Source organism: Enterobacter sp. MGH 16 (assembly GCF_000493175.1).
GTDB lineage: Bacteria > Pseudomonadota > Gammaproteobacteria > Enterobacterales > Enterobacteriaceae > Enterobacter > Enterobacter roggenkampii.
Window position 1 is genome coordinate 3599760 of sequence record NZ_KI535695.1, and the last position, 26770, is coordinate 3626529.

Here is a 26770-nt window from a genome sequence, read left to right on the forward strand (position 1 = left end):
ATCAATGTCCTGCAAGCTGATGGAGTGCGGTAATGACGCGGGTTGTGTCGTCATGAGTCATGTCCGGGAAAAGAGGGAGAGAACAAATACGCGCGCTATTCCATTCAGAATTCGGGAGCGATACATCAGGAAAACGCTCGCGGTAGTATTTTTGCGTGTGGGCCGCGCGGAAATGGAGGCCGGTACCGATGCCTTTCTCTTTCAGCGCCGCCATCAGGTTGTCGCGTGAGATCCCGCAGCGCGCTTCATCAACGCGAATAATAAACAGGTGCCAGGCGTGCACGTGCGGCCATGATGGAATGGTGAGCGGCTGGAACGGCGTATCGGCAAGCTCCCGCAGGTAGCGTTGCGCTATTTCCTCACGGCGCCTGTTGGCCTCTTTCAGTTTGCCTAGCTGCACCAGCGCCAGCGCGGCGTTGATGTCCGCCAGGTTGTATTTATAGCCCGGCGCGATCACTTCCGCCTGCGGCGCGCGACCGTGCGTCTGGCGGTCATAGGCGTCTACGCCGAGGCCATGGAATTTCAGACTGCGGATCCGCTGTGCCAGCTGGGCATTATCCGTGACCACCAGGCCGCCTTCCGCGCAGGTCATGTTTTTAATGGCGTGGAAGGAGAAAATTGCCGTTCCTTTCCAGCCCACGTGACGGTTTTTGTAATACGTTCCGGCGGCATGAGCCGCATCTTCAATCACCGGAATACCGTGACGTTCACCGATGGCATGAATTGCGTCGATATCACACGGCGCGCCGGCATAGTGAACGGGAATAATGGCTTTAGTGCGCGGGGTAATAGCGGCTTCAACGGCTTCTGGCGTCACCATTAATGTATCTTTGTCCACATCAATCATGACCGGCGTGGCGCCCAGCAATACGATCATATTCAGCGTGGAGATCCAGGTCTGGGAAGGGGTAATAACTTCATCGCCCGGGCCAATATCCAGCGCCATCAGCGTAACGTGCATGCCCGCGGTGGCTGAACAGACGGCAATCGCATGTTGATTCCCGGTAAGTTGACAGAATGCCTCTTCAAGTTGCTGATTCTTAGGCCCTGTGGTGATCCAGCCCGACATCAAAACGTCCTGAAGCGCCGCAATTTCCTCAGCGCCCATCGACGGCCGCGAAAAAGGCAGAAAATCACTCATTATTAATTTCCTTGCAATCAAAATGGCATGTTTTTGATATTAACCAAATGCCAGCCCGCTTATTTCAACGAACCATAAACTCATATCAAAGTAGCTCTCTTTCCTTAGGGAAAAATTAAGACAGCGTTTACAACGCTATAAGACAACTAGCAGCCAATTGAAAAACAACAAGTTAATTTTATATTAAATATTTTTGATGTGATCTTCCGTAACATTTTGAAATGGAAACATTTAAACCAATCCTCAACAAACAAAAAAAATCCCGGCTATTTCAAAATAATATGAAATAGCCGGGAACTTTTCTATTTAGTTAATTGTCACGCTTATTACAGGTTATCTGGAAAGTTTTTCGGTAATTCACTGGCCGCACAGGCGATCACGCTTTCATTATTGGCACCGCAGTCGCGTACAAAGGTGATTGTGGCAAATTCATCAATCACTTCGGTTGGATACGCCGGGCCCGCATCACGGTAGCTGTTCATCAGCGGAATATGATCGTTCTGGAAGCAGACGGTTTTTTCCGGGTTGTTCATGACCCAGCGCGGGAAGAAGATGGTGCCATGGAACAGTTTGTCGCCCAGGTTCACAATCAGGCTGACGTCGGTACCGGTTGGCTCGGTCCAGGAAATTTTATAGATGCTTTCCCCTACCCGCACGATGTAAGCCTGCTGATCTTTCACCCAACGGTTGGCCACCAGACCGCTGTGAATACGGTAATCCAGGGTCGTCTCGTTTTTGACGTAAATCTCGTAGTTCCAGCCGTTGTCGTAGGTGTAAACAAGGTGTTTGCCAACGAAGCCGCTTAAGTCGTGTTTGTCGAAGGTGTTCATAAGATGTCTCCTTTGTTTTGATGAGACGATCGTACCCCTTCAAAAATTGAATGAATAACGCTATGTTTTAATCAAATTCATCCAAATTTTAGATAAATTATGCATAAGACGACGCTGGAACAATGGTCTTTACTGGAAAGAGTGGTCGAGGCGGGCAGCTTTGCCAAAGCCGCAGAAGAAACCCACCGCAGCCAGTCCTCGGTGAGCTATAACCTGTCGCTGCTGCAGGAGCGGCTGGGCGTGGCCCTCCTGGTGCCGGAAGGACGACGGGCGGTGTTAACGCCGGCAGGAGAACTGCTGCTCAACCAGGTGAAACCGCTGCTGAAAGCCTTTTCGTACGTTGAGACGCGCGCAGCGACCCTTCGCAACGGAATGCGCACGCGGCTGGATCTGGTGGTGGATTCCATTTTCCCTCGCCGCCGCCTGTTTGCCATTCTGCGCCAGTTCCAGCAGCAGTATCCGCAAACCCAGGTACGCCTCACCGAGGTGCTGGAAAACACCCGGGACGATGCCATTAACGACGAAGCCGATGTGATGGTCCTCACCCGCCGCCAGGACATGACCGGGCTCGGCGAATGGCTGATGAATATCGACTTTGTTGCCGTGGCCCACCATCAGCATCCTCTCTTTCACCTCGACGCGCCGCTTAACGACGACATGCTACGCCCGTGGCCGCTCATTCAGATTGCGGACAGTCAGCCCGCCGCGCGCGCGGCCGGTGAGTCATGGACCTTCTCCACCATCGATGCCGCCATTGAGGCCGTCCTCTCTCAGGTCGGCTACGGCTGGCTGCCAGAGGAACGCATCCAGACCCAGCTGGATCAAGGCATCCTGAAACGCCTGCCGCTGAGCCACGGTGCACGCAGAGCGACGCCGCTTCACCTGATTGTTAAGCGCTCCCTCGCCCCGCTTGACGAGCAGGTGGAGACGCTGCTGCGCCTTTTTAGCCAGGAGCCGTCATCCTCACCTGCTACGCTTTAAGGTCCGAACGTTAAAACGATAAGGAGCGGATGATGAAAATCGACTTTACGGGGAAAGTGGCGCTGGTGACCGCCTCAACCGGCGGGATCGGGTTCGCCATCGCCAGAGGGCTGGCAGAAAGCGGTGCCGAGGTGATCGTCAATGGCCGCAGCACGGAATCGGTGAATAAAGGCATTCAGCAGCTGCAGCAGGTGGTGCCTGGCGTGCAGGTGCGCGCCGCGATTGCCGATCTCAGCACGGCGGAAGGGGTCGAGTCGCTGCTGAAGGTGGCGAATAACGTCGACATTCTGGTTAACAACGCCGGGATTTACGGCCCGCAGGATTTCTATGCCACCGACGATGAGACCTGGGAGCGTTACTGGCAGACCAACGTGATGTCCGGCGTGCGTCTGTCCCGCGCCTTGCTGCCAGGCATGGTGCAAAAAGGCTGGGGGCGGGTGGTGTTTATCTCCTCCGAGTCGGCCTGCAATATCCCGGCGGATATGATCCACTACGGGGTGACCAAAACGGCGCAGCTCTCGCTGGCGCGCGGGCTGGCGAAGTTCGTGGCGGGAAGCGGCGTGACGGTCAACAGCGTCTTGCCGGGGCCAACGATGTCGGACGGTTTCGCAGAGATGATGAAGGATGAAATCGAAAAAACCGGTAAATCGCTGGAGCAGCTGGCGAAAGAGTTTGTGATGGCCAACCGCCCCAGCTCGGTGATCCAGCGCGCGGCCACGGTTGAAGAGGTGGCCAATATGGTGATTTATGTCTGTTCACCCCAGGCTTCCGCCACCTCGGGCGCGGCGCTGCGCGTCGATGGCGGCGTCGTGGATGACATCATCTGAGGCTGTCAGGCCGCACTGCCTGCAACCCGACGGGCAGTAATGTAGTGCGCCTGCCAGTAAGCATCCGTCAGGATTGAGACCGTTACGCCCTGGCTGCTTGAGGCATGAATAAACTGGCTATTGCCAATATAAACGCCGACATGCCTGCGGTTCGGACCCGTCTGGAAGAACACCAGATCTCCGGGCCTCAGGCGGTATTGCGTCACCTGCACCCCGCGGTGGATCTGCTCGCCGGTCGTGCGCGGTAAGTTAAGATGCGCCACATCGCTGAACAGGTGCTGCATCAGCGCGGAGCAGTCCACGCCGCGGCGCGTGGTTCCGCCCCACTGATACTGGGTCCCCTTCCACTTTTGGTATTGATCAAGGATGCGTGCGCGCAGCGGGCCCGTATCCTGTTGCATCAGTGCAGATTTCGCTGGCGAGACGGCCAGGTTACTGTTCATCGATAGCATCGACGCGGGGAGTTGAAAACTGAATGCAGAAAACGACGCAAAACTTAACGTCAGGATTGAAATAAACGATCTAAGAGTCATATCAAGAAAGCAGTAGTGAGTGAGTTTTTCCTTACCTGTGGGGCCAAAGGGTTCCCCTGAATATCGTGCGATGTGGCGATAATATAGACAGATCGTTTTTTCACCAATTCTTATCGAGGCCAAAAATGGACTCACTTTGAGATCGCAAGATCGAGAAAAAAATGGTGGTGATGTAAGGACTGTCCTGGTAAAGCAGGTAAACTGATCCACAGAATGTGTATTTCAGCTAAGACGTATTTATGACCAATATGATTGCCGACGAGACGGTGGCGAAATCCAGCGTGCTCTCTGTCTTTGACTTTGATGGGACGTTAACACACCACGACAGCTTTATTCCTTTCCTGCGCTTTGCCTTCGGGAAACGCTACTTCGCGGGCCGTCTGGTGCGTATGGCGCTGCCCACGCTCCACTGCGTGCGTCGCAAGCTGACGCGCGATGAGCTAAAAGAAGTGCTGATCAAAACGTTCCTGACGGGCGTGGATGAACACTGGTTGCGCCAGCAGGCGGAAGCGTTTTGCGAAAAATACTGGAACAAGCTGATGCGCCCCGAAGGGGTTCTGGCCGTGGCGGCCGAGGTGAATTCCGGTGCGGAGGTGACCATCTGTTCCGCGTCTCCGGCGCTGGTGCTTCAGCCGTGGGCTGACAAACTGGGCATTAAGCTGATTGGCACGCAGCTGGAAGTGAAAGACGGCAAGCTGACGGGGCGCATCACGGGCCATAACTGCCGCTGCGCCCAGAAGGTGGCCAGGCTGGAAAAAGTGTATGGCGATCTGAACGCCTATCACCTGCGCGCCTGGGGGGACACCCGCGGCGACCACGAGCTGCTGGCAGCGGCGCAGGATCCGCACTGGCGGCACTTCCACCCGCCGCGCAAGCGCCGCAATTCACCCATCAAGTAGCCTTTTTGCCGGGTGGCGGCTGCGCCTTACCCGGCCTACATTCGAACTGTAGGCCCGGTAAGCGAAGCGCCACCGGGCGGTACATCAGGCCTCACGTTTCCCCGGGAACATCACGCTCGCAATAATTCCCAGCGCCAGCACGCCCAATACCACAAACAGGCTGGCGGTCGCGCCAATGCTGTAACCGTGATGCCAGAAGTGATCGGTGGCATTTAACCCCAGCTTGAACGCCACGAAGAACAGCAGCAGCACCACCGCTTTCTCGAGATGCACCAGATACTGCTTCAGCGCTTCCAGCACGAAGTAAAGCGTACGCAGACCGAGAATAGCGAACATCATGGCGCTGTAGATAATCAGCGGCTCGCGGCTCACGGCAATAATGGCCGGCACGGAGTCAAACGCGAACATCACGTCTGAGAGTTCCACCACCGCCACGCAGAGCAGCAGCGGGGTCGCATAGCGCTTCGCCTTCTTCACGCGTCCGACCATCACGTCCTGGTTTTCCGGCTTTTCAAGCTCCGCATCCACCTCTTTCTGCGTCAGAATAAAGGCATTGCTGCTGATTTTCGGCCAGACCGGATAGAAGCGTTTTACCAGGCGATAGGCGAGATGACCCGAGTAATCTTCCACTTCGTCACTCTCTTCATTACGTCTGAGCATCATCACCGCCGTCCAGCCGACGACCAGCGCGAAAATCACTTCGACGTAGGGCCCCAGACTTAACAGGCTGGTGCCGATAGCCACGAAAATACCGCGGAAGACAATCGCCCCCAGCACGCCCCAGTAGAGCACGCGGTGACGGTACTTATCCGGCACGCCGAACCAGGCGAAGATCGCCATCATCACAAACAGGTTATCGACGGAGAGCACCTCCTCCAGCGCATAACCGGTGAGGAACAGGCTCGCCATCTCGGCGCCATGGTGAACGTACAGGAACCCGGCGAAGGCCATCGCCATCATGACCCAGAAGAGGGACCACATTGCGGCGCTTTTCAGCGAGATCGGTTTATCGTGACGGTGCATAAAGAGGTCGATAAACATCGCCCCAACGGCCATCACCACAAAGACAACAACGGTTTCCGTCGGGAAACCGAGATGAGCAGCAGACATACATAACCCTTTTATAGAGGCAAAGCACAGCACCATGCAGGCTGGCGTAAACCAGCAGAGAAAAAGGGTGGGCTGTTTATCACATCCACCCTCAAAACCGCAGCGCGACGGCCGCGTAAGGGGTGTACTTTACCTTACCAGATGGGGATTGCACATCTACCGTTTAGGCGCTCATGCCACGCAAACGCTGCAGCACCGCGACCAGAACCGCCACAGACCAGCCTACCATCAACGCGCCCACCAGTCCTTCCACCCCGCCGATGAGCCGCCAGTGCTGGGGTAACGTGACGTCGCCGTACCCTACCGTCGCGTAGCTCACCAGCGAAAAGTAGAAGCTGGTGTTCCAGTCATTAAACGCGTCGATGACAAAATAAAAGGCAGCAAACAGCCCGGCCTCCAGGAGATGGGCGAAAATCATAGAGATCACGATACCGACATTGCGTAAAACAATGCGTACCGCAGAATCGACGTCTAACGTGATGAATTTTAAAACGCCAAACATCCACAGCGAATGAATGACCACGGTTAGGGTAAGCAAAATAATAATGCTGAGTAGCTGCATGGTACGTGCTCTGACCAAAAGGGATATGGCCCCGCGAGCGCGGCGGGGCATCTGGTCGAAGCTTAGTCGAAGGGAGAGGAAAAGTTGGTGCAATAATTGCGTTACGTGATTATTTCTCTGCCAGCACGTCCTGCTTGCGGCTGGTCAGCAGCCTTGAGCGATATCCGTAGCGCACTATCTGTGAGTCACCTCTTATTTACATCATTTAAACCTTCCATTAACTGGATAAAAAGAACGCGCCGTCGCTATAGTGGTTTTGTTTAATAAAACTAAGTTGTACCTAATAAAACAAAGAACACACCCTGCGAGGATACAATGACAGAACATTTACGTAACGGCGCGACCGCCACCGAGGACATAGAAAGAGAGACGATGCGGAAGGTGATCTGGCGTATTCTTCCGTTTCTGATTGTCAGTTACCTGGTCTCGATTATCGATCGCGGGAATATCGGCATGGCTTCGCTGCAGATGAATGAGGACCTTGGCCTCAGCAAAGCGGCGTTTGGCTTCGCCAGCAGCCTCTACTTCGTGGCCTATTTCCTGTTTGAGGTGCCGAGCAACCTGGCCATGCAGAAAGTCGGCGCCCGGCTGTGGATCCCGCGCATTATGATCAGCTGGGGCATCGTCTCCATGGGCATGGCGCTGGTTCAAAATACCACGTCGCTCTATATCGTCCGTTTTCTTCTCGGAGCAGCGGAAGCAGGCTTCTTCCCCGGCGTCGTGCTGTATCTGACCTGGTGGATCCCTGCCCGCTACCGCGCGCGCATTATTGCGTCCTTTATGGTCGCCATCCCGCTCGCTAACTTCATCGGCTCCCCGCTTTCCGGATTGATACTGTCGCTGGATGGCTGGCTGGGTCTTCGCGGCTGGCATCTGCTGTTCATTATTGAAGGCTTACCTGCGGTGCTGCTGGGTATTGCGGCCTGGTTTATTCTCCGGGATCGCCCTCATCAGGCGAAATGGCTCAGCGATGAACAGAAAAAGTGGCTGGAAACCACCCTTGAGACCGAGCGTAGCCAGCAAAAGAACATTGGACACCAGACGACGTGGCAGTTGCTGAAGCATCGTCAAATCTGGCTGATGGCGCTGATTTACGCGGGCGCATCGTCCGCGGGCACCACTATTAGCGTCTGGTCTCCTCAGCTGCTGAAATCCTTCCATCTTGATAATCTTCAAACCGGTCTGTTTAACGCCATTCCTTACGGTCTGGCATCGGTTCTGATGATTGTCTGGGGACGACACTCCGATCGCACCAATGAACGCCGCTGGCATACTGCGCTGACTCTGTTCATGATTGCCGCCGGCGTGTTCGCTGCCTTTGTCAGCGTCTCGCTCTTTGCCACTCTCGCGATCCTGAGCATTATCCTGACGGGCGCGTATTCGATGAAAGGGCCTTTCTGGGCGCTGGCGTCCGGCTGGATGAGCAGCTCCTCGGCGGCGGCAGGGCTGGCCGCGATTGGCGCCATCGCGAACCTGATTGGCGGGGCGGTCATGGTAAATGCCTACGGCATGATCAGCGAGCAAACGGGCAGCTACACGCTGGCTATGCTTCCGCTGGCCGTGCTGTGCCTGGCCGGGGGTATCGCGGTACTCATTATGGGACGGCAGGCCCGCAACGCTCAGCTACACGAAAAACAGGTCACACATTCGTGATGACAGAAGCGGGACACATGTCCCGCTTCTGCGTTTAAAGATTTTCTTCCGCCGCGTCGCTCGTTTCACCAAAGAACTGCTGACAGAAGGGCTTACTGGCTCCCATTTTCTGCGACAGACGGCTGGCCGCCGCCTTCATCAAAGGCCCTATCTCCTTCTCACGACGATCTTCCGTCAGCCGTGAGATGGGGCCGGTCAGGGCTAACGCCGCAACCAGCTTGTCGTGAACCCCGAAGACAGGCATCGCAAACGCCGCGGTGTGGGGATCGCGTGCGCCTGACGTGTAGAAAGGGAGTTCAGCGTCGCCCTCCGGCAGGCTCTCATTGAGCCCCCAGTGGCGCAAGACCTTACTGATGGCCGAATTATCGAGCGGGAACTGGCTGCCGGGAAGATTGCTGTGTCGCAGGCCGTGCGACGCTTCCGCGCGAAACAGGCAAAGGCGCTGCCCGCCCTCCAGCACATACCAGCTGGCGCTCTCCTGAGACGCCAGGGATAAGGCCTGAAGCTCTGGCTGAACCACCCGCGAAAGATGGAAAGATTGTTCATACAGCTTGCCGAGGTAAAGCAGGCGTGGGCCAAGCGCATAATTGCCGTCTTCATGCCTGACGACGTAATTCATCCGTTCAAGAGAATTCATCAAGCGGTAAACCGTGGTTTTGTGATAACCCGACAGCTGTGCCAGCGCGGTCAGCGTCAGGCTCTCATCCCCAGGACGGAAGCAATCCAGTAAAGCCAGCGCTTTTTCAACCGCTACAACGCCTTCATTCCCCATCATTATCTCCTTGTTAGCCCGGCAGTGAGTGTACCTCAAATTTTGTGAGTCACTTCGTGTTTACATCACAAACGCCACCTCGGGTCTGGCTAAAAGGAAAGCAACACCGCTATAGTTGTTTTGTTCTGTACACCTGCGTTGTACTAAGTAAAACAATATGGAGGCATTCATGTCCGTTTCTGAAAAAAAACCGATTAATCGCCAGTTCGAACGCGTTTCTGCCGAGGACGTTCGTCGGGCTGCCGAGTATCAGGCCGCCATTCTGGCCGACGTGGCCGGTCGCCGCGGTACGCTTCACGGCCGCATCAAACCGCTGGCTCCTCACATGTCCGTTGCGGGTCCGGCCATCACCGTGGAAGTCCGTCCGGGTGATAATCTGGCGATTCATGCCGCGATGGCGGTTGCGCAACCCGGCGATGTCTTGGTCGTCGACGGCAAAGGCGACCTGAGCTGCGCGCTGCTGGGCGAAATCATGGCCACTCAGGCTCAGGCGAGCGGCATTGCGGGCATCATTATTGACGGTGCTGTACGTGACGCCGATTCCCTGAGCAAAGGCCACTACCCTGTCTTTTCTGCCGGTCTGAACCCCTGCGGCCCGACAAAGTTAATTTCTGGCCGGGTTAATCATCCCATTTCAGTCGCCGGAGCGACGGTTCAGGCCGGGGATCTGGTTGTCGCGGATATCGACGGCGTGGTCGTCATCCCGCGCGATGAGGTTCAGCAGGTTATCGCGCTGGCAAAAGAAAAGCTGGAGATGGAGACCCGGCGTCTTGCCGCCATCCGTGAAGGCGATTTGCGTCCACACTGGCTAGATGACGCGCTTCGTAAGGCAGGTATGTTAGCCGACGGGGAGACGCTGTGATGGGGGGCAAAGACGTAATTCTGGTTACCGGAAGCGACCTGGCGGAGCAGGCCATGGTGATGCTGCAGGGCTTTGAGGTGGTGTTTGCGGGCCGCCAGCCGACAGAAGATGACCTGATCGCGCTGTGTGAACGACACAATCCCGTGGCGATTCTGGTTCGTTACGGCCGGATCACCGCGAAAGTCATGGATGCCGCCCCGGCTCTGCAGGTTATTTCCAAGCACGGAAGCGGGATCGATGTGATAGACCAGACGGCAGCGGCCGAGCGCAATATCGCCGTCCGCGCGGCCCCAGGCGCAAACGCGGCGGCAGTGGCTGAACATACCTGGGCGCTGATCCTCGCCTGCGCAAAGTCCATAGTGCCTCTGGACAAGCGGTTACGAGACGGGCACTGGGATAAGGCGACGCATAAATCCATTGAACTGGAGGGTTTAACCCTGGGGCTAATCGGATTGGGCGCTATCGGCTCGCGCGTGGCAACTATTGGTCACGCCTTCGGCATGAAGGTGCTGGCTTACGATCCTTATGCGAAGTCCCTGCCCGCCCTGTGCGAACGCGCAGAGACGCTGACCGGACTTCTTTCCCGTTCCGATGTCATCTCTTTGCACTGTCCGCTAACCGATGAGAATCGGGGAATGATCAATAGCGAGGCGCTCGCACACTGCAAGCGGAACGCCATTCTGGTCAATACGGCACGCGGTGGACTGATCCACAGTGAATCGTTACTGGCGGCGCTCCGGGATGGCACGCTGCACAGCGCAGCGCTGGACAGCTTTACCCAGGAGCCGCTGACGGCGCCGCACCTCTGGCAGTCCGTAGAAAACGTGGTGATTTCACCGCATATTGGCGGCGTTACCGCCGCGTCATACATCAAGATGGGGACCGTGGCCGCGGGCAATATTCTGGCCGTGACGGATGCCACCACCGTCAGCCCGTAAGGCCAAGCGCGACGAGTGGCAGCACGCTGATGTCACTTGTCTTCTGCCAGCGCCTGAGCACACGCCCAGGCACTTGCCCAGGCCCACTGGAAGTTATACCCGCCGAGCCAGCCGGTCACATCCATCACTTCACCGATGAAGTAGAGCCCCGGCACGTTGCGCGCTTCCATGGTACGGGAAGAGAGTTCATTCGTGTCGACTCCGCCCAGCGTGACTTCCGCCGTGCGGTAGCCTTCCGTGCCGTTTGGCTGCACGCGCCAGTTTGTTAGCGTCTCGACCAGCGTTTCCTGCTCGCGGCTGTTAAGCTGCTTGAGCGACACGTCGGGGATCTGCCCCAGCACCTGCAAACATTCTACCAGACGCTTCGGCAGCTGCATTGCCAGGGTGTTTTTCAGGCTCTGATTCGGGTGCGCCGCACGCTGCTCGTTGAGGAAGGCATCCAGATCGCAATCGGGGAGCAGGTTAACCGTGACAAACTCCCCCGGCTGCCAGTAGCTGGAGATTTGCAGGACCGCCGGGCCGGAGAGGCCGCGATGGGTAAAGAGCAGGTTTTCGCGAAACACCGTGCCGTCTTCGGCGGTGATAACGGCGGGAACGGACACGCCAGACAGCGTCTGAAGCTGTTCCAGAAGCGGTTTATGCAGCGTGAACGGCACCAGCCCGGCGCGCGTAGGCAGGACTTTCAGGCCAAACTGCTCGGCGATTTTATAGCCGAACGGGGAAGCGCCCAGCCCAGGCATAGACAGGCCGCCGCTGGCAATCACCAGATTATCGGCGCTGACGGTTTCACCGTTGAGCTGCAGCGTGTAGCCCTGGTCATCGCGGGAAACGTCCAGCACTTCGGTGCGCAGGCGCATGACCACGCCGCCCTTCTCGCACTCGGCCACCAGCATATCGACAATCTGCTGGGCGGAGTCGTCGCAGAACAGCTGGCCCAGCGTCTTCTCATGCCATGCGATACCGTGCTTACCCACCAGGTCGATAAAGTCCCACTGGGTATAACGCGCCAGCGCAGATTTACAAAAATGACGGTTTTGGCTCAAATAGGCCGCGGGTTCAACATACAGGTTAGTAAAGTTGCAGCGCCCGCCGCCGGACATCAGGATCTTGCGGCCTGGCTTTTTACCGTTATCCAGCAGCAGCACGCGACGACCCGCCTGTCCGGCCATTGCCGCACAAAACATACCCGCCGCACCGGCGCCAATTACCACGGCATCAAACCTTTCCACGTCAAAACCCTCTTTGTTAACTGCCGCGGATTGTAAAGTTTCCTCTGTGGTCACACCAGCGTAAAAAGATATTACAAAGCCATTCCATTGAAATTTAAAGAATATCCTTTCAGGCACTTTTCTCAAATCAGGTGGTATGTCAAAAAAAGTCTATATTTCACTTTGCCCGTTGCGCATTTGTCCTGGATAATGCGCCGCGTTCATGTCCTCAAAATGGCGTAACGTCCTATGCTACATTTGTTTGCCGGCCTGGATTTACATACCGGGCTTTTACTCTTGCTTGCTCTGGTTTTTGTACTGTTTTACGAAGCGATCAACGGCTTCCACGACACTGCAAACGCAGTAGCGACGGTTATCTACACTCGCGCAATGCGATCGCAGCTTGCGGTTGTTATGGCGGCGGTATTTAACTTTTTTGGTGTCCTCCTGGGCGGACTGAGCGTTGCGTATGCGATTGTGCATATGCTGCCAACAGATCTGCTGCTTAACGTAAGTTCTGGCCATGGCCTCGCTATGGTGTTCTCAATGCTGCTTGCTGCAATTATCTGGAACCTCGGTACCTGGTATTTCGGCCTGCCTGCATCCAGTTCTCACACCCTCATCGGCGCGATTATCGGTATCGGGTTAACCAACGCCCTCATGACCGGTACATCGGTTGTTGATGCGTTAAATATTCCGAAAGTACTGGGGATCTTTGCCTCTCTCATCGTCTCCCCTATCGTGGGTCTGGTGGTGGCGGGCGGGCTGATCTTCATCCTGCGTCGTTACTGGAGCAATACCAAAAAACGCTCCCGTATTCACCTGACGCCGGCAGAGCGTGAAAAGAAAGACGGCAAGAAAAAGCCGCCATTCTGGACGCGTATTGCCCTGATCATTTCCGCTATCGGTGTGGCTTTCTCACACGGCGCGAACGATGGTCAGAAAGGCATTGGTCTGGTGATGCTGGTACTGATCGGTGTTGCTCCGGCAGGCTTCGTGGTTAACATGAACGCCTCCGGCTACGAAATCACCCGTACCCGCGATGCGGTCAACAACGTTGAAACTTATTTCCAGCAGCACCCTGAGCTGCTGAAAAAAGCGACCGGCGTTGACCAGTTAATCCCGTCTCCGGAAGCCGGTGCCACGACTGCACCTGGCGAATTCCACTGCCATCCGGCTAACGCGATTAACGCGCTGGAACGTGCCAAAGGCATGCTGGGCAATATCGAAAGTTATGACAAACTGACCGTTGAGCAGCGTGGTCAGCTGCGTCGCATTATGCTGTGCATCTCTGATGTGACGGATAAAGTGGCGAAGCTGCCAGACGTGAATGCTGACGACCAGCGTCTCCTGAAGAAACTGAAAGGCGATATGCTCAACACCATCGAGTACGCGCCAATCTGGATCATCATGGCGGTCGCGCTGGCACTCGGTATCGGTACGATGATTGGCTGGCGCCGTGTGGCGACCACCATCGGCGAGAAGATCGGTAAGAAAGGCATGACCTATGCGCAGGGTATGTCCGCGCAGATGACGGCGGCAGTGTCTATCGGTCTGGCGAGCTACACCGGTATGCCGGTATCCACCACCCACGTACTCTCCTCGTCCGTGGCAGGTACCATGATTGTTGACGGTGGCGGCCTGCAGCGCAAAACCGTGACCAACATTCTGATGGCCTGGGTGTTCACCCTTCCGGCGTCCATCCTGCTGTCTGGCGGGCTGTACTGGATTTCGCTGAAGCTGATTTAATCGGTTAAAGGCGACAAAAAAGCGGGTCAGGAAACTGACCCGCTTTTTTTATGGCTGTTAGTTGCAATCGGAAAGTGTATAACATCAGGATTTCCTGAACATTTTTTGCCCAACGAAATTGCGCAGGTAATACTATGATGGCGATCGGAAGAAAAACCAGACAAAGGAGAATGTATGGCTTCTGTCCCTCTTTCAGGACCAGGTTCAATGGTTATAGCAAACAACATGCGTGAAGCACGCCTTCATGGCATGTCGCGTAATATGGCCACGCCTTCAACGTATTACTGGTTCTACCAAAAAGTACGAAATGGTGGTCCCTGGGATTACAAGAAATTCGACCCTTATTTTGCTGCATTTGGAAATTTCAACTTCGGAGCCGCCGGGACTGCAGCAGGAATTCCTGCAAACATCCTGCTTATGGGTGCTGGCTGGGCTCAAGGCCGCGCTGGCACGTCAAAACCTGAATGGGGAAAATGGCACGAAAAGCCGCCTTACGGGGACGATCCAACGGACCAACGCAATATCAGAGAAGGAATAGAGTATGCCATTCAAAACGGCTACTAAATGGATTCATCGCCTTGTTACCGTTTCGCTTCTGGCGCTGGTCATTGGATTTTTGTGGCTCAACCACCAGCCCAACCGGCAAGAGAGCGATGAATTACAACACGTTTATAAATTATCTGACAGCGTCTGGCTCTATATGACCGTGAACAATCAGGGTGACGCAACCGTACCCACAATCTACCGTTACTATCTCTCGGAAAAGATAACAGGGAAAGACACCGACATTATCCATCAGTTGGCTAAGAAGCATCCTGTCATTGAAGGTACGGGTACAATTACTGCGGCCAGCATTGATACAAACGGAGACGTTAACATCGCCTATAGCGGGAAGGTTACTTCGATTGAGACCAATATCTCCAATCCGCGGTTCTCAGTGAAGCCCTGAACCAGAGGAAAGAAGGCGGGGCTGACCCCGCCTTCTGTGGTAATCAGTGCCAAATCATCAATGCAATCATACTGACGACGACCAGCCCGCACAGGGCGCTGGTTAAAATGAACTGACGACGCAGGCGCTCGCAGCGACGGATAAATTCTTCATCGTGATGATCGCGGTAGCGCTGGTAGTAGATATATCCCACCAGACGCATCTGTTTGCTGGGCTGTCCATGCGAGGTGAAGAACCCTCCACCGTCCACATACTGATAAAGCAACGGATCGCAACCACGAAGTACCACTAACAGCGCACGTAACGATGAGAAGTAGCGCGCCATATTCACTATGCAAACTACGCATAACGCCCAAAACAATGCGACGGTGCTAATCATACATCCTCCCCGGCGTCCGCCCACGAAGCAAGGCTTCTGAGCTACCGCACCCCAATGCCCTGACAGACAGTTCAGTGAAAGAATGACCAAAAGTCGATCCGGTTCGCGTTTTAATATCCGAACGGCTCATTTAATAGTGTAGGAGATCCGTTAATTTTTTTGCCACAAGGTTAATCGTTATCAACACCAAAGCTTGAAAAATATGTTTAACTGGGCCGTAATGAAAGCATCAGACGACGGCTTTCCCATTTAGTCATCGATAACTTAAGGAAGGAGTAACACTATGGCTTACAAACACATTCTCATCGCGGTAGACCTCTCCCCGGAGAGCAAAGTGCTGGTTGATAAAGCGGTATCCATGGCACGTCCCTACAACGCGAAAGTTTCGCTGATTCACGTTGATGTGAATTACTCCGACCTTTACACCGGTCTGATCGACGTCAATCTCGGCGACATGCAAAAACGCATCTCTGAAGAGACGCACCACGCCCTGAGCGAGCTCTCCACCAACGCGGGCTACCCGATTACCGAAACCCTGAGCGGCAGCGGCGACCTGGGCCAGGTATTGGTTGATGCGATCAAGAAATACGACATGGATCTGGTGGTGTGCGGTCACCATCAGGACTTCTGGAGCAAGCTGATGTCTTCCGCTCGCCAGCTGATTAATACCGTTCACGTGGATATGCTGATTGTTCCGCTGCGTGACGAAGAAGACGAGTAAGTGCAAAAAAGCCCGGTGGCGCTAACGCTTACCGGGCCTACAGGCGGCACGAAATGTAGGCCGGGTAAGGCGAAGCCGCCACCCGGCTTTTTTTATTCCGGTGTCCCCGAATAAATATCAAACCGGTGCCCTTTGGTGGTCACCGCATTGGTCGTGGCAACGTCCGCCAGGGGCGGCGCATAGTCAGGGCGCTTCACCACCACCCGCTTCGTCGCCAGCTGACGAGCCGGTTCCAGCAGGCCATCCGCATCCAGATCAGGCCCCACCAGAGACTGAAACACCCGCATCTCTTTCTTCACCAGCGCGCTTTTCTGCTTGTGCGGGAACATCGGGTCGAGATAGACGACCTGCGGGCGCGGGGTGATATCGGTCAGCGCCGTCAGGCTCGAGGCATGGATCAGCTGCAATCGTTCCTGCAACCACGGCCCGATTTCCGGGTCCGCGTAGCCACGCGTCAGACCATCGTCCAGCAACGCGGCCACCACCGGATTACGCTCCAGCATCCGCACATGACAGCCGACAGACGCCAGCACAAACGCATCGCGCCCCAGCCCCGCCGTGGCATCCACCACGTCCGGCAGATAGCTTCCTTTAATCCCAACCGCTTTCGCCACCGCTTCGCCGCGACCGCCGCCGAACTTGCGCCGGTGCGCCATCGCCCCGCCGACAAAATCGACAAAAATCCCGCCGAGCTTCGGTTCGTCGCGCTTGCGTAACTCCAGATGCGCTGTGGTCATCACCAGCGCCATCAGGTTATCTTCATCATGTTCCAGCCCCCAGCGGGCGGCCAGAACAGATAAGGCGCCGTCTCCGGCGCCTGTTTCATCCACTAAGCAGATCTTCACGTAACAATCAGCCTTTGATCCCGTAATGCTCAAGCATCGCGTCCAGCTGCGGCTCGCGCCCACGGAAGCGTTTGAACAGCACCATTGGCTCTTCGGAACCACCGCGGGTCAGGATGTTGTCGAGGAACGACTGGCCGGTTTCGCGGTTGAAAATCCCCTCTTCTTCGAAACGAGAGAAGGCATCCGCCGCCAGCACGTCGGCCCACAGGTAGCTGTAGTACCCCGCCGCATAGCCGCCTGCGAAGATGTGGCTGAACGCGTGCGGGAAGCGGCCCCAGGTTGGCCCTGGAATAACCGCGACCTGCTTTTTAATCTCCGCCAGGGTTTCAAGGATTTTCGCCCCCTGTTCCGGGCTGAACTCGGCGTGCAGGCGGAAGTCGAACAGGCCGAACTCCAGCTGGCGCAGGATAAACATCGCCGCCTGGTAGTTCTTCGCCGCCAGCATTTTATCCAGCAGTTCTTTCGGCAGCGGTTCACCGGTCTCGTAGTGGCCGGAGATAAACGCCAGCGCGTCCGGCTCCCAGCACCAGTTTTCCATAAACTGGCTTGGCAGCTCGACCGCATCCCACGGTACACCGCTGATGCCTGCGACGCCTGCGGTTTCGATGCGGGTCAGCATATGGTGCAGACCGTGACCGAACTCGTGGAACAGGGTGATCACTTCATCGTGGGTAAAGAGCGCAGGTTTGCCGTTCACCGGACGGTTGAAGTTACAGGTCAGGTAGGCGACCGGCTTCTGCAGGGAACCGTCTGCTTTACGCATCTGGCCCACGCAGTCGTCCATCCACGCCCCGCCGCGCTTGTTCTCACGCGCGTAGAGATCGAGGTAGAAGCTGCCGCGCAGTTCGTTTTTCTCGTCATACAGCTCGAAGAAGCGCACGTCCGGATGCCAGACGTCGATATCGGTACGCTCTTTTGCAGTGATGCCATAGATGCGCTTCACCACTTCAAACAGGCCGTTAACGGCTTTGTTTTCCGGGAAGTACGGGCGCAGCTGCTCGTCGCTGATGCTGTAGAGGTGCTGCTTCTGTTTTTCGCTGTAGTAAGCAATGTCCCACGGCTGCAGCTCGTCCACGCCGAACTCCGCTTTCGCGAAGGCGCGCAGCTGGGCCAGCTCTTTTTCACCCTGCGGACGGGCGCGTTTCGCCAGATCGGTCAGGAAGTCGAGCACCTGCTGCGGGTTTTCCGCCATTTTGGTGGCGAGAGATTTGTCGGCGTAGTTTTCAAAGCCCAGCAGTTGGGCCAGCTCGTGGCGCAGGGCGAGGATTTCCGCCATGACCGGGCTGTTGTCCCACTTACCGGCATTCGGCCCCTGATCGGAAGCGCGGGTGCTGTAGGCGCGGTACATCTCTTCGCGAAGCGCCTGGTTGTCGCAGTAGGTCATCACCGGCAGATAGCTCGGGATATCCAGGGTTAGCAGGAAGCCGTCCTGCTCTTTCGCTTCGGCCTGCGCTTTTGCCGCCGCCAGCGCGCTTTCCGGCATACCGGAAAGCATAGCCTCGTCGGTGATCAGCTTCGTCCAGCCCATGGTGGCGTCGAGCACGTTGTTGCTGTACTGGTTGCCCAGCTCGGACAGGCGCGCGGCGATTTCACCGTAGCGGGTCTGCTTCTCTTTTGGCAGGCCAATCCCGGACAGCTCAAAATCACGCAGGGCGTTATCGACCGATTTTTTCTGCGCGGTATTCAGCTCGGCGTAGTGATCGCCGTCGCGCAGGTCGCGGTAGGCTTTGTAGAGCCCTTCGTGCTGGCCGACCCAGGTGCTGTACTCAGAGAGCAGCGGCAGGGTTTGCTCGTAGGCTTCACGCAGCTCCGGGCTGTTTTTTACCGAGTTCAGGTGGCTCACCGGGGAGAAGATGCGCCCCAGCACGTCGTCCACTTCGGCCAGCGGCTGACACAGATTTTCCCAGGTGTACGGCCCGCCCTGCGCGACCACGCTTTCTACCGCCGCGCGGCAGTTGTCCAGCGATTGTGTAACCGCTGGAACCACATGCTCGGGGAGGATTTTAGAAAACGGTGGCAACGAAAAAGGCGTCAGTAATGGATTGGTCATAAACGCTGTCCTGTTGAAAGAGGTGAATGAAGCGCGCATCCGGCGCTGTGCATATGCGATCTAGAATGGGGTTAAGTGTAGAGGATTTCAATGCCAGACGTGGCGGAAAAGAGCCCGGTGGCGCTGCGCTTACCGGGCCTGCGGGTAATCTGCGCCGTTCTGCTGTAAACTGTGGCAAATCGTCAATTCAGCGGAATATCATTACCCATGCTCAGTTATCGCCACAGCTTCCACGCAGGCAACCACGCCGACGTCCTTAAACACACCGTTCAGAGCCTGATCATCGAATCGCTCAAAGAGAAAGAAAAGCCGTTTCTCTATCTGGACACCCACGCGGGCGCGGGCCGTTATCAGCTGAGCGGCGAGCATGCCGAGCGTACCGGTGAATATCTGGAAGGGATCGCCCGCATCTGGCAGCAGGACGACCTGCCTGCCGAGCTGGAGCCGTACATCGGCGTGGTGAACCACTTCAACCGCAACGGCCAGCTGCGTTACTACCCGGGGTCCCCGCTGATTGCCCGCCAGCTGCTGCGCGAGCAGGACAGCATCCAGCTGACCGAGCTGCATCCGAGCGACTTCCCGCTGCTGCGTTCTGAATTCCAGAAAGACAGCCGCGCCCGCGTGGAAAAAGCCGACGGCTATCAGCAGCTGAAAGCCAAGCTGCCGCCGGTTTCCCGTCGTGGCCTGATACTGATCGACCCGCCGTACGAAATCAAAACCGACTATCAGGCGGTGGTGACGGGTATTCACGAAGGCTACAAACGCTTCGCCACCGGGACATACGCCCTGTGGTATCCGGTGGTGCTGCGCGCGCAAATCAAGCGCATGATCAAAGACCTGGAAGCCACCGGCATCCGCAAAATCCTGCAGATCGAGCTGGCCGTGCGTCCGGACAGCGACCAGCGCGGCATGACCGCCTCGGGCATGATCGTCATTAACCCGCCGTGGAAGCTCGAAGCGCAGATGAACAACGTGCTGCCGTGGCTGCACAAAACGCTGGTGCCAGCCGGTACGGGTCATACCTCCGTCAGTTGGATCGTGCCGGAGTAATCGCAGCCATCGGTGGAAACTATTGATTTCAGGTATACAATCGCGGCAATTCACGATTAAGGACAAAAGCTATGACTAAGCATTATGACTACATCGCCATCGGCGGTGGCAGCGGCGGCATCGCCTCCATCAACCGCGCGGCCATGTACGGCCAGAAGTGTGCGCTGATTGAAGCCAAAGCGCTGGGCGGCACCTGCGTGAACGTGGGTTGTGTACCGAAAAAGGTGATGTGGCATGCGGCGCAAATCCGTGAAGCTATCCATATGTATGGCCCGGACTACGGCTTTGACACCACCATCAACCACTTCGACTGGGACAAACTGATCGCCAGCCGTACCGCCTACATCGATCGTATTCACACCTCCTACGACAACGTGCTGGGCAAAAATAACGTCGACGTTATCCACGGTTTCGCTCGCTTCGTTGATGCGAAAACGATCGAAGTAAACGGTGAGACGATCACCGCCGATCACATCCTGATCGCCACCGGCGGCCGTCCGAGCCACCCGAACATCCCGGGCGTGGAATACGGCATCGACTCCGACGGTTTCTTCGAACTGCCTGCCCTGCCAAAACGCGTTGCCGTGGTGGGCGCGGGTTACATCGCGGTGGAGCTGGCTGGCGTGATTAACGGTCTGGGTGCCGAAGCGCACCTGTTCGTGCGTAAACACGCGCCGCTGCGCAGCTTCGATCCGCTGATCGTTGATACGCTGGTTGAAGTGATGAACACCGAAGGCCCAACCCTGCACACCAACGCCGTGCCAAAAGCGGTCGTGAAAAATGCAGACGGCAGCCTGACCCTGGAGCTGGAGGATGGCCGCAGCCAGACCGTCGATTGCCTGATCTGGGCGATTGGCCGTGAACCGGCGAACGATAATTTCAACCTGGGCGTGACCGGCGTGAAAACCGACGAAAAAGGCTATATCGTCGTCGATAAATTCCAGAACACCAGCGTACCGGGCATTTACGCGGTCGGCGACAATACCGGTGCGGTTGAGCTGACCCCGGTTGCCGTTGCGGCGGGCCGCCGTCTCTCCGAGCGCCTGTTCAATAACAAGCCGGACGAGCATCTGGACTACAGCAACATCCCGACCGTGGTCTTCAGCCACCCGCCAATCGGCACCGTCGGCTTAACCGAGCCGCAGGCGCGCGAGCAGTATGGCGACGACCAGGTGAAAGTGTATAAATCCGCGTTCACCGCGATGTATACCGCCGTTACCTCCCACCGCCAGCCGTGCCGCATGAAGCTGGTCTGCGTCGGCCCGGAAGAGAAGATTGTCGGTATTCACGGCATCGGCTTCGGCATGGATGAGATCCTGCAGGGCTTTGCGGTAGCGCTGAAGATGGGCGCGACCAAGAAAGACTTCGACAACACCGTGGCGATCCACCCAACGGCCGCCGAAGAGTTTGTCACCATGCGTTAATGCATAAGCCCCTCTCCGGAGGGGCTTTTTTTATTCACATTCATAAATCGTTGCAAAACGAATGCTCCGAAAAGAGTGATCTACCGCACATATCCCTCCACATCTACCGAAGCGAATGTCTACGCTTATAAGACGCCCGGATAAACCTGTCTTTTGAACACACAACCGGAGGTCCCTATCACCATGTTCAACCAGAAACTACAGGCTACCGAGAACATCGAATTCGAGATTGCAGAAGAGCTGCGCTACGAGACCGATCCCTGCGAGTTGAAACTGGATGAAATGATTGAGGCGGAGCCGGAACCCGAGATGATCGAGGGGCTACCCGCCTCCGATGCACTGACGCCCGCAGACCGCTATCTTGAACTGTTTGAGCACGTGCAGTCCTCGCGCCTGTTCACGGACAGCAAAACCTTTCCCGACTGCGCACCGAAGATGGATCCGCTGGATATCCTGATCCGCTACCGCAAGGTCAGACGCCACCGGGATTTCGACCTGCGCCAGTTTGTGGAAAACCACTTCTGGCTGCCGGAGACCTACAGTACGGAATATGTCTCCGACCCCGGTCTGTCCCTCAAAGAGCACATTGACAGCCTGTGGCCGGTGCTGACGCGCGAGCCGCAGGATCATATTCCCTGGTCTTCCCTGCTGGCGCTGCCCCAAGCCTATATCGTTCCCGGCGGACGATTCAGCGAGACCTACTACTGGGATTCCTATTTCTCCATGCTGGGGCTGGCGGAGAGCGGTCGTAACGATCTGCTGAAATGTATGGCGGATAACTTCGCCTGGCTGATTGAACGCTACGGGCATATTCCCAACGGCAACCGTACCTATTATCTCAGCCGCTCCCAGCCGCCGGTCTTTGCGCTGATGGTGGAGCTGTTTGAGGAGGACGGCGTGCGCGGTGCGAAACGCTATCTGGAACACCTCAAAATGGAGTACGCCTTCTGGATGGACGGCGCGGAGTCGCTCCTGCTTAACCAGGCCTACCGCAGCGCCGTGCGTATGCCGGACGGCTCGTTGCTCAACCGCTACTGGGATGACCGTGATACCCCGCGCGATGAATCGTGGATTGAGGACGTGGAAACTGCCCGCCATTCGGGCCGTCCGCCAAACGAGGTGTATCGCGACCTGCGCGCCGGGGCGGCGTCCGGCTGGGACTATTCCTCCCGCTGGCTGCGCGATCCGTCGCGGCTCGCCAGCATCCGCACGACGCAGTTTATCCCCATCGACCTGAACGCCTTCCTGTTCAAGCTGGAAAGCGCCATTGCCAACATCTCGGCGTCGAAAGGGGATAAAGAGACGGCCGACCTGTTCCGCCAGAAAGCCAGCGATCGCCGCGAGGCGGTGAACCGCTATCTGTGGGACGAGGAGAGCGGCTGTTACCGCGATTACGACTGGCGACGCGAAGAGCTGGCGCTGTTTTCTGCCGCCAGCATTGTGCCGCTGTATGTCGGCATGGCGACCCATGAGCAGGCCGAGCGCCTGTCTGATGCGGTCAAGGCGCGACTGCTGACGCCGGGCGGGATTCTGGCGACCGAGTACGAAACCGGCGAGCAGTGGGATAAACCCAACGGCTGGGCGCCGCTGCAGTGGATGGCGATCCAGGGGTTCAAGCAGTACGGCAACGACTCGCTGGGGGATGAAATCGCCTGGAGCTGGCTGCATACGGTGAACCATTTTTATCAGACGCATCATAAGCTGATTGAGAAGTACCACATCGCCAGCAGCACGCCGCGCGAAGGGGGCGGGGGTGAGTATCCGCTGCAGGATGGTTTCGGCTGGACGAACGGCGTGGTGCGGCGGCTGATTGGGTTGTATGGGGAGCCTTGAATAGGGTGCGGTCTGGTGCCCTCACCCCGGCCCTCTCCCACGGGGAGAGGGAGGAGAGATCAGCGAATCACCTCATAAATGGCGCTCTGAATAGACTGCCATTTTTTGGTGGTGGCATCCGGCTGTGACTTCGCACGGCGTGTGGCCATGTCGAGATCGTGCTGCTGGCGTTTCACCACCGCTGGCACGGTGCAGAAAGCTTTGAGGTACTCTTTACGTACCGAGGTCAGAGACTCGCCGTTCGACATCGCGTGGCTGAGCGTGTTGATGAAGCGCCGACACGGCTTCTCCTCCACCATGTTTTGCCGGTAGCGTAGCATCAGCTCCAGCACGTCGTCATAGCCTGCAGACATCGCCTCTTCGGTCCAGGACAGCTTCCAGTCCATACCGCCCTGCAAAAAGAGCTGGGTCACGCGGGTGTCGTTGCGGTTAATGGCCGAGCGGAAATTATTCTCGTCCCAGGTCACTCCCATGCGCGTGAGCGTTTCGCGCGAGGAAGGCGTCTCACGCATTTCCTGTGGCGGCGCCGCTTCAGCCGCGCTGACGGCCGCAGGCTGCGGTTTACTGCTGGTCACCAGCCAGAAGCCTCCCGCCACGATGGCAATCACCATAACGCCAACCGCCCCCCATAACGCACCGGAAATAAGCTGCTCGCGTTGTTCGGGGGTGCGCGGCGCGCGCTGGGTCGGCTTTTCAATGGTGTCACGGACTTCAAACAGATCCCCACCGGTGACCCGATCCATTTTCTGCGCCTTTTCCCAGAAGGTATGCAGTTCGCTGGCATCTACCGCCATGAATCCCGCCGGATTGACGCGCGTTCTCCCCTCTTCAAACGCGCGTTGAACGGGCCGCGCGATCTGCGCGTAGTAGTTATCCAGCAGCTGGATTTGCGCCGAGCTTAACGTTTTCTGGACGGTGATGTTGTTGCGAATTTGCCGAATGTCATCGAGGAAGGTTTGCAGCGTTTTACGCGGTTCAACCAGCAGCGTCAGCATGGACGGGTCGCTGAACAGCGAAGCGTAATAGCGGCTGAACTCTTTTTTATCCACCAGCATTTGCGCCAGTTCGCTGAACATCATGCCGCTCAGGACATCGTTGATTTCGCCCAACTTCAGCCAGCGCCGTACGCGATCGGCGTTAAACAAAGTCTTGAGATGGTTATTCAGCCTTACCTGATCGGGCCAGGCCTGCTGGATGAGCCCTTTTATCATGAGCTCTATCGCCCGCACCTGCTTATGCGCCTGCTGCTGCTGGAGTTCGCTGCCCGGAGCCAGCTCCGTGCTGTAGGTTAACAGCGGCTGCTGCAGGCGAAGGTGCTCCAGCGCGGTGACAAAGCGCATCGCCGCAATCAGCTGGTTTTCACTCACATCCTGTCCGCTTTCATACTGCGGCACGCGCTGCTGCAGCAGGCGCAGCTGGAGCGTAAATTCCGACATCTCGGCATCATTCAGGTTGAGTTTTTTCGCCACGGCTCCCCAGCCGCCCAGGGCTAATCGCGCGCTGTCCAGTTGTTCCAGAAACCAGCGTGGATCTTTGCCCTCAGAAGCATGTACATTCAGAAGAAGCAAAATTTCCACCGACGCATGGCGAATGACCGCCAGACAGTGTTCGAACTGTTCGCGAATATGATGTGATGTGCTGAGAGTCATTGTTTTCCTTAAGCGACAACGAAGACATCCGGATTGGCACGTAACGGCCTTTTTTCTTTTTATTTATACGCGGTTAACCATACCTGACTTTCTGTTGAAATAAAGTGACAACCCTAAAATCATTTAAAATGTTTCAGGAGAATCTGAATGCCGGTTTTAATTACCCCTCGCCTGAACTGCTCGCCTTTACAAGAAGAAGACTGGCCCTTTTTTCTGGCGCTACAGCAGCATCCCGACGTCATGCGCTTTGTGGCGGAAGACCGCCCCGTCGCGGCGATCCGCGAGGCGTTTGATTCGCGCCTGACGCCCTGGACGCCAGGGAGCGCGCACTGGCTGTGCCTCGCCGTGCGTGACGCCGCTTCCAGGGCTCCGTTGGGCGTCACCGGGTATATTCATCGGGAGGAGGATTGCGCTGAGGTCGGTTTTCTTTTCGCTCCCGAGGCGCAGGGGAAAGGTTACGGCTTTGAATCCCTGAAAGCGCTTTGCGATTACGCTTTTCATCAGGGCGGTATACGTCGACTTACCGCCACCGTCACCGCCGGGAATGTCGCCTCACGACGTCTGCTGGAAAAAGCCCGCTTTTGCCTGAAGGGCGAATTACGCGAGAGCTATTACCTTGCGGGACGTTGGCATAATGACTGGTTATTTGGTTTATTGCGGCAGGAATATCTGAATAACAATCCCTGATCAATAGCCATTTGGCGGATATTTCTCGTACCTCATTTCCTCTACAGTGTCGCCATTAAGAGGAAATGAATATGAAAGAGCATGCGCTGAAAATATCTTCTGCCGCCATCGCGTTAATAAAGAAACATCAGGGTCTTTCTCTGGAAAAATATCGTGACGAAAAAGGATTATGGGTTATCGGCTATGGCCACGTTATCCGCGATCAGGAGCATTTTCACGGCCCTGTCACACCTCTGGAGGCTGAGACTTTGTTGCGCGAAGATATCCGGTTGTGTGAAGCGCTGCTGCGGGAAAATATGACACGTCCATTAACCCAACAGCAGCATGATGCGCTGGTGATGATGATATTCAGTTTCGGAGAGATAACGTCGCTCCCAAACGCGCTTTTTCAGGCCGTCGCCCGGGTATAATACATGGCTGCCTGCGTTCTGTTTTTCACGTCCAGCCGCCGGAAAAGTGCCTCGAGGTGCGCTTTTACCGTGGCCGCACTGATGTTCAGATTGCGGCCAATCTCTTTATTCGACTCCCCCGCCGCCAGCAATTTCAAGACTTCGCGCTGGCGCTCGCTCAAGGATAATAATGCCTGAGGCGACGTCGGCTCTCTGACCCACTCTCCGGGAAAACAGACCATCCCTCTGGATACCGAATCCAGTACGGCGGAAAACCGTTCGGGATTGGCGTTTCGGGGAACAATGGCCATGACGTTTCGCTGCCGCAGCTGCTCAGCACATTTGGCCTCTTTTTTCGCCAAAATGAGAATCACACGTATTGCCGGAAAGCGATGCAGGATCGCTTCCAGCAAAGTGCTCCCTTCGTCCTGAATTAAATTCCCATCAATCATGACGATAGCCGACGGTGAAGCAGAAATCTGAGTCCATAAATCTTCTGCCTGACAGGTCCCAGTTATATTTATTTCCGGAATCAACCTCTGAAGACTGTGTATCGCTCCGTGAATAAAGAGTGACTGCCTGTCAAACATGATTACTCGCATCGTTTTTTCCCCTCTGAGAATAGCGAAGGGGGATTCTACAGAGGCATTATTTAAGAAAAAACTCAACGAATGGATACGTTACAAATCCCCGGGGTTCTTTATATCTGTCAGTATTTAGACACATTTA

Annotated in this window: 27 protein-coding genes; 15 read left to right on the plus strand and 12 right to left on the minus strand. The window is 56.3% G+C overall.

What is annotated here, in order from left to right; genetic code table 11:
- Window position 1 precedes the first annotated feature (1 nt).
- On the minus strand, window positions 2-1141 hold the full coding sequence (gene arnB / locus L362_RS05925; protein WP_023345055.1) for a UDP-4-amino-4-deoxy-L-arabinose aminotransferase: 1140 nt from the start codon (window positions 1139-1141) through the stop codon (window positions 2-4).
- A gap of 326 nt (window positions 1142-1467) precedes the next feature.
- Window positions 1468-1971, minus strand: coding sequence for a phenolic acid decarboxylase (locus L362_RS05920; RefSeq protein WP_008503103.1), 504 nt, complete (start codon window positions 1969-1971; stop codon window positions 1468-1470).
- A 99-nt stretch (window positions 1972-2070) separates the two neighbouring features.
- On the opposite strand from L362_RS05920, the gene L362_RS05915 reads away from it, so the two are divergent.
- Together L362_RS05915 and L362_RS05910 are read left to right on the plus strand one after the other, a co-directional pair.
- Window positions 2071-2952 (plus strand): LysR family transcriptional regulator, encoded by an 882-nt coding sequence (locus tag L362_RS05915; RefSeq protein ID WP_023345056.1) that lies wholly within the window; start codon window positions 2071-2073, stop codon window positions 2950-2952.
- Window positions 2953-2984: 32 nt separating this feature from the next.
- Window positions 2985-3779 (plus strand): SDR family NAD(P)-dependent oxidoreductase, encoded by a 795-nt coding sequence (locus L362_RS05910; protein WP_021242161.1) that lies wholly within the window; start codon window positions 2985-2987, stop codon window positions 3777-3779.
- A gap of 5 nt (window positions 3780-3784) precedes the next feature.
- On the opposite strand, the gene L362_RS05905 is transcribed toward L362_RS05910, so the two are convergent.
- Window positions 3785-4231, minus strand: coding sequence for an NlpC/P60 family protein (locus L362_RS05905; RefSeq protein WP_023345057.1), 447 nt, complete (start codon window positions 4229-4231; stop codon window positions 3785-3787).
- 320 nt (window positions 4232-4551) lie between these two features.
- Between L362_RS05905 and L362_RS05900 the strand changes: the two genes are divergently transcribed.
- Window positions 4552-5211 carry an HAD family hydrolase gene (locus tag L362_RS05900; protein ID WP_023345058.1) on the plus strand — a complete coding sequence of 220 codons (660 nt, stop codon included), beginning with the start codon at window positions 4552-4554 and terminating at the stop codon, window positions 5209-5211.
- An 84-nt stretch (window positions 5212-5295) separates the two neighbouring features.
- Here the strand turns inward: L362_RS05900 and L362_RS05895 are convergent, their stop codons facing one another.
- Together L362_RS05895 and L362_RS05890 are read right to left on the minus strand one after the other, a co-directional pair.
- Window positions 5296-6321 (minus strand): TerC/Alx family metal homeostasis membrane protein, encoded by a 1026-nt coding sequence (locus tag L362_RS05895; RefSeq protein ID WP_008503109.1) that lies wholly within the window; start codon window positions 6319-6321, stop codon window positions 5296-5298.
- A 163-nt stretch (window positions 6322-6484) separates the two neighbouring features.
- Window positions 6485-6883, minus strand: a complete 399-nt coding sequence (locus tag L362_RS05890) for a potassium channel family protein (protein ID WP_008503110.1) — start codon at window positions 6881-6883, stop codon at window positions 6485-6487.
- A 315-nt stretch (window positions 6884-7198) separates the two neighbouring features.
- On the opposite strand from L362_RS05890, the gene L362_RS05885 reads away from it, so the two are divergent.
- Window positions 7199-8536 (plus strand): MFS transporter, encoded by a 1338-nt coding sequence (locus tag L362_RS05885; protein ID WP_008503111.1) that lies wholly within the window; start codon window positions 7199-7201, stop codon window positions 8534-8536.
- Window positions 8537-8570: 34 nt separating this feature from the next.
- On the opposite strand, the gene L362_RS05880 is transcribed toward L362_RS05885, so the two are convergent.
- Complete coding sequence (locus L362_RS05880) at window positions 8571-9308, minus strand: IclR family transcriptional regulator (RefSeq protein WP_021242157.1); 738 nt, start codon at window positions 9306-9308, stop codon at window positions 8571-8573.
- A 169-nt stretch (window positions 9309-9477) separates the two neighbouring features.
- Here L362_RS05880 and L362_RS05875 point away from each other — a divergent pair, with 169 nt between their 5' ends.
- Window positions 9478-10170: an RraA family protein gene (locus L362_RS05875; protein WP_023345059.1), complete on the plus strand. Its 693-nt coding sequence runs from the start codon at window positions 9478-9480 to the stop codon at window positions 10168-10170.
- The gene (locus tag L362_RS05870) at window positions 10170-11108 is read left to right on the plus strand and encodes an NAD(P)-dependent oxidoreductase (protein ID WP_023345060.1); all 939 of its coding nucleotides are present in this window, start codon (window positions 10170-10172) and stop codon (window positions 11106-11108) included. The genes L362_RS05875 and L362_RS05870 overlap by 1 nt, the downstream gene beginning before the upstream one ends.
- A gap of 32 nt (window positions 11109-11140) precedes the next feature.
- Here L362_RS05870 and L362_RS05865 read toward each other — a convergent pair whose 3' ends face one another.
- Window positions 11141-12337, minus strand: a complete 1197-nt coding sequence (locus L362_RS05865; protein WP_023345061.1) for a BaiN/RdsA family NAD(P)/FAD-dependent oxidoreductase — start codon at window positions 12335-12337, stop codon at window positions 11141-11143.
- Between the two features lie 228 nt (window positions 12338-12565).
- On the opposite strand from L362_RS05865, the gene pitA reads away from it, so the two are divergent.
- The 3 genes from pitA to L362_RS05850 all read left to right on the plus strand — a co-directional run bounded on the left by pitA (window position 12566) and on the right by L362_RS05850 (window position 15014).
- Complete coding sequence (gene pitA / locus L362_RS05860) at window positions 12566-14065, plus strand: inorganic phosphate transporter PitA (protein ID WP_008503116.1); 1500 nt, start codon at window positions 12566-12568, stop codon at window positions 14063-14065.
- A 174-nt stretch (window positions 14066-14239) separates the two neighbouring features.
- Window positions 14240-14629: a polymorphic toxin type 44 domain-containing protein gene (locus tag L362_RS05855; protein WP_032637895.1), complete on the plus strand. Its 390-nt coding sequence runs from the start codon at window positions 14240-14242 to the stop codon at window positions 14627-14629.
- A complete protein-coding gene (locus L362_RS05850; protein ID WP_023345063.1) occupies window positions 14607-15014 on the plus strand; it encodes a hypothetical protein in 408 nt (135 codons plus the stop codon). The genes L362_RS05855 and L362_RS05850 overlap by 23 nt, the downstream gene beginning before the upstream one ends.
- 43 nt (window positions 15015-15057) lie before the next feature.
- Here L362_RS05850 and uspB read toward each other — a convergent pair whose 3' ends face one another.
- Complete coding sequence (gene uspB, locus L362_RS05845; protein WP_003861224.1) at window positions 15058-15393, minus strand: universal stress protein UspB; 336 nt, start codon at window positions 15391-15393, stop codon at window positions 15058-15060.
- 283 nt (window positions 15394-15676) lie between these two features.
- Between uspB and uspA the strand changes: the two genes are divergently transcribed.
- Window positions 15677-16114 (plus strand): universal stress protein UspA, encoded by a 438-nt coding sequence (gene uspA, locus L362_RS05840; protein WP_003861223.1) that lies wholly within the window; start codon window positions 15677-15679, stop codon window positions 16112-16114.
- Between the two features lie 92 nt (window positions 16115-16206).
- Here uspA and rsmJ read toward each other — a convergent pair whose 3' ends face one another.
- A complete protein-coding gene (gene rsmJ, locus L362_RS05835; protein WP_023345064.1) occupies window positions 16207-16959 on the minus strand; it encodes a 16S rRNA (guanine(1516)-N(2))-methyltransferase RsmJ in 753 nt (250 codons plus the stop codon).
- 7 nt (window positions 16960-16966) lie between these two features.
- A complete protein-coding gene (prlC, locus tag L362_RS05830) occupies window positions 16967-19009 on the minus strand; it encodes an oligopeptidase A (RefSeq protein WP_021242152.1) in 2043 nt (680 codons plus the stop codon).
- A gap of 207 nt (window positions 19010-19216) precedes the next feature.
- Here prlC and L362_RS05825 point away from each other — a divergent pair, with 207 nt between their 5' ends.
- From L362_RS05825 to L362_RS05815, 3 genes are all read left to right on the plus strand, one after another.
- Window positions 19217-20059 (plus strand): 23S rRNA (adenine(2030)-N(6))-methyltransferase RlmJ, encoded by an 843-nt coding sequence (locus L362_RS05825; protein WP_021242151.1) that lies wholly within the window; start codon window positions 19217-19219, stop codon window positions 20057-20059.
- A gap of 71 nt (window positions 20060-20130) precedes the next feature.
- Window positions 20131-21483: a glutathione-disulfide reductase gene (gene gorA / locus L362_RS05820; protein WP_023345065.1), complete on the plus strand. Its 1353-nt coding sequence runs from the start codon at window positions 20131-20133 to the stop codon at window positions 21481-21483.
- A gap of 183 nt (window positions 21484-21666) precedes the next feature.
- Window positions 21667-23316 carry an alpha,alpha-trehalase gene (locus L362_RS05815; RefSeq protein ID WP_021242149.1) on the plus strand — a complete coding sequence of 550 codons (1650 nt, stop codon included), beginning with the start codon at window positions 21667-21669 and terminating at the stop codon, window positions 23314-23316.
- A gap of 59 nt (window positions 23317-23375) precedes the next feature.
- Here L362_RS05815 and L362_RS05810 read toward each other — a convergent pair whose 3' ends face one another.
- The gene (locus tag L362_RS05810; RefSeq protein WP_008503122.1) at window positions 23376-24965 is read right to left on the minus strand and encodes an STY4199 family HEPN domain-containing protein; all 1590 of its coding nucleotides are present in this window, start codon (window positions 24963-24965) and stop codon (window positions 23376-23378) included.
- Window positions 24966-25112: 147 nt separating this feature from the next.
- Here L362_RS05810 and L362_RS05805 point away from each other — a divergent pair, with 147 nt between their 5' ends.
- Window positions 25113-25652: a GNAT family N-acetyltransferase gene (locus tag L362_RS05805; RefSeq protein WP_023345066.1), complete on the plus strand. Its 540-nt coding sequence runs from the start codon at window positions 25113-25115 to the stop codon at window positions 25650-25652.
- A 71-nt stretch (window positions 25653-25723) separates the two neighbouring features.
- Entirely contained in the window at window positions 25724-26062 is a 339-nt protein-coding gene (locus L362_RS05800) for a lysozyme (RefSeq protein ID WP_008503124.1), read from the plus strand.
- Here the strand turns inward: L362_RS05800 and L362_RS05795 are convergent.
- Window positions 26041-26643 carry a response regulator transcription factor gene (locus L362_RS05795; RefSeq protein ID WP_023294761.1) on the minus strand — a complete coding sequence of 201 codons (603 nt, stop codon included), beginning with the start codon at window positions 26641-26643 and terminating at the stop codon, window positions 26041-26043. The two genes, L362_RS05800 and L362_RS05795, sit on opposite strands and share 22 nt — an antisense overlap.
- Window positions 26644-26770 lie beyond the last annotated feature (127 nt).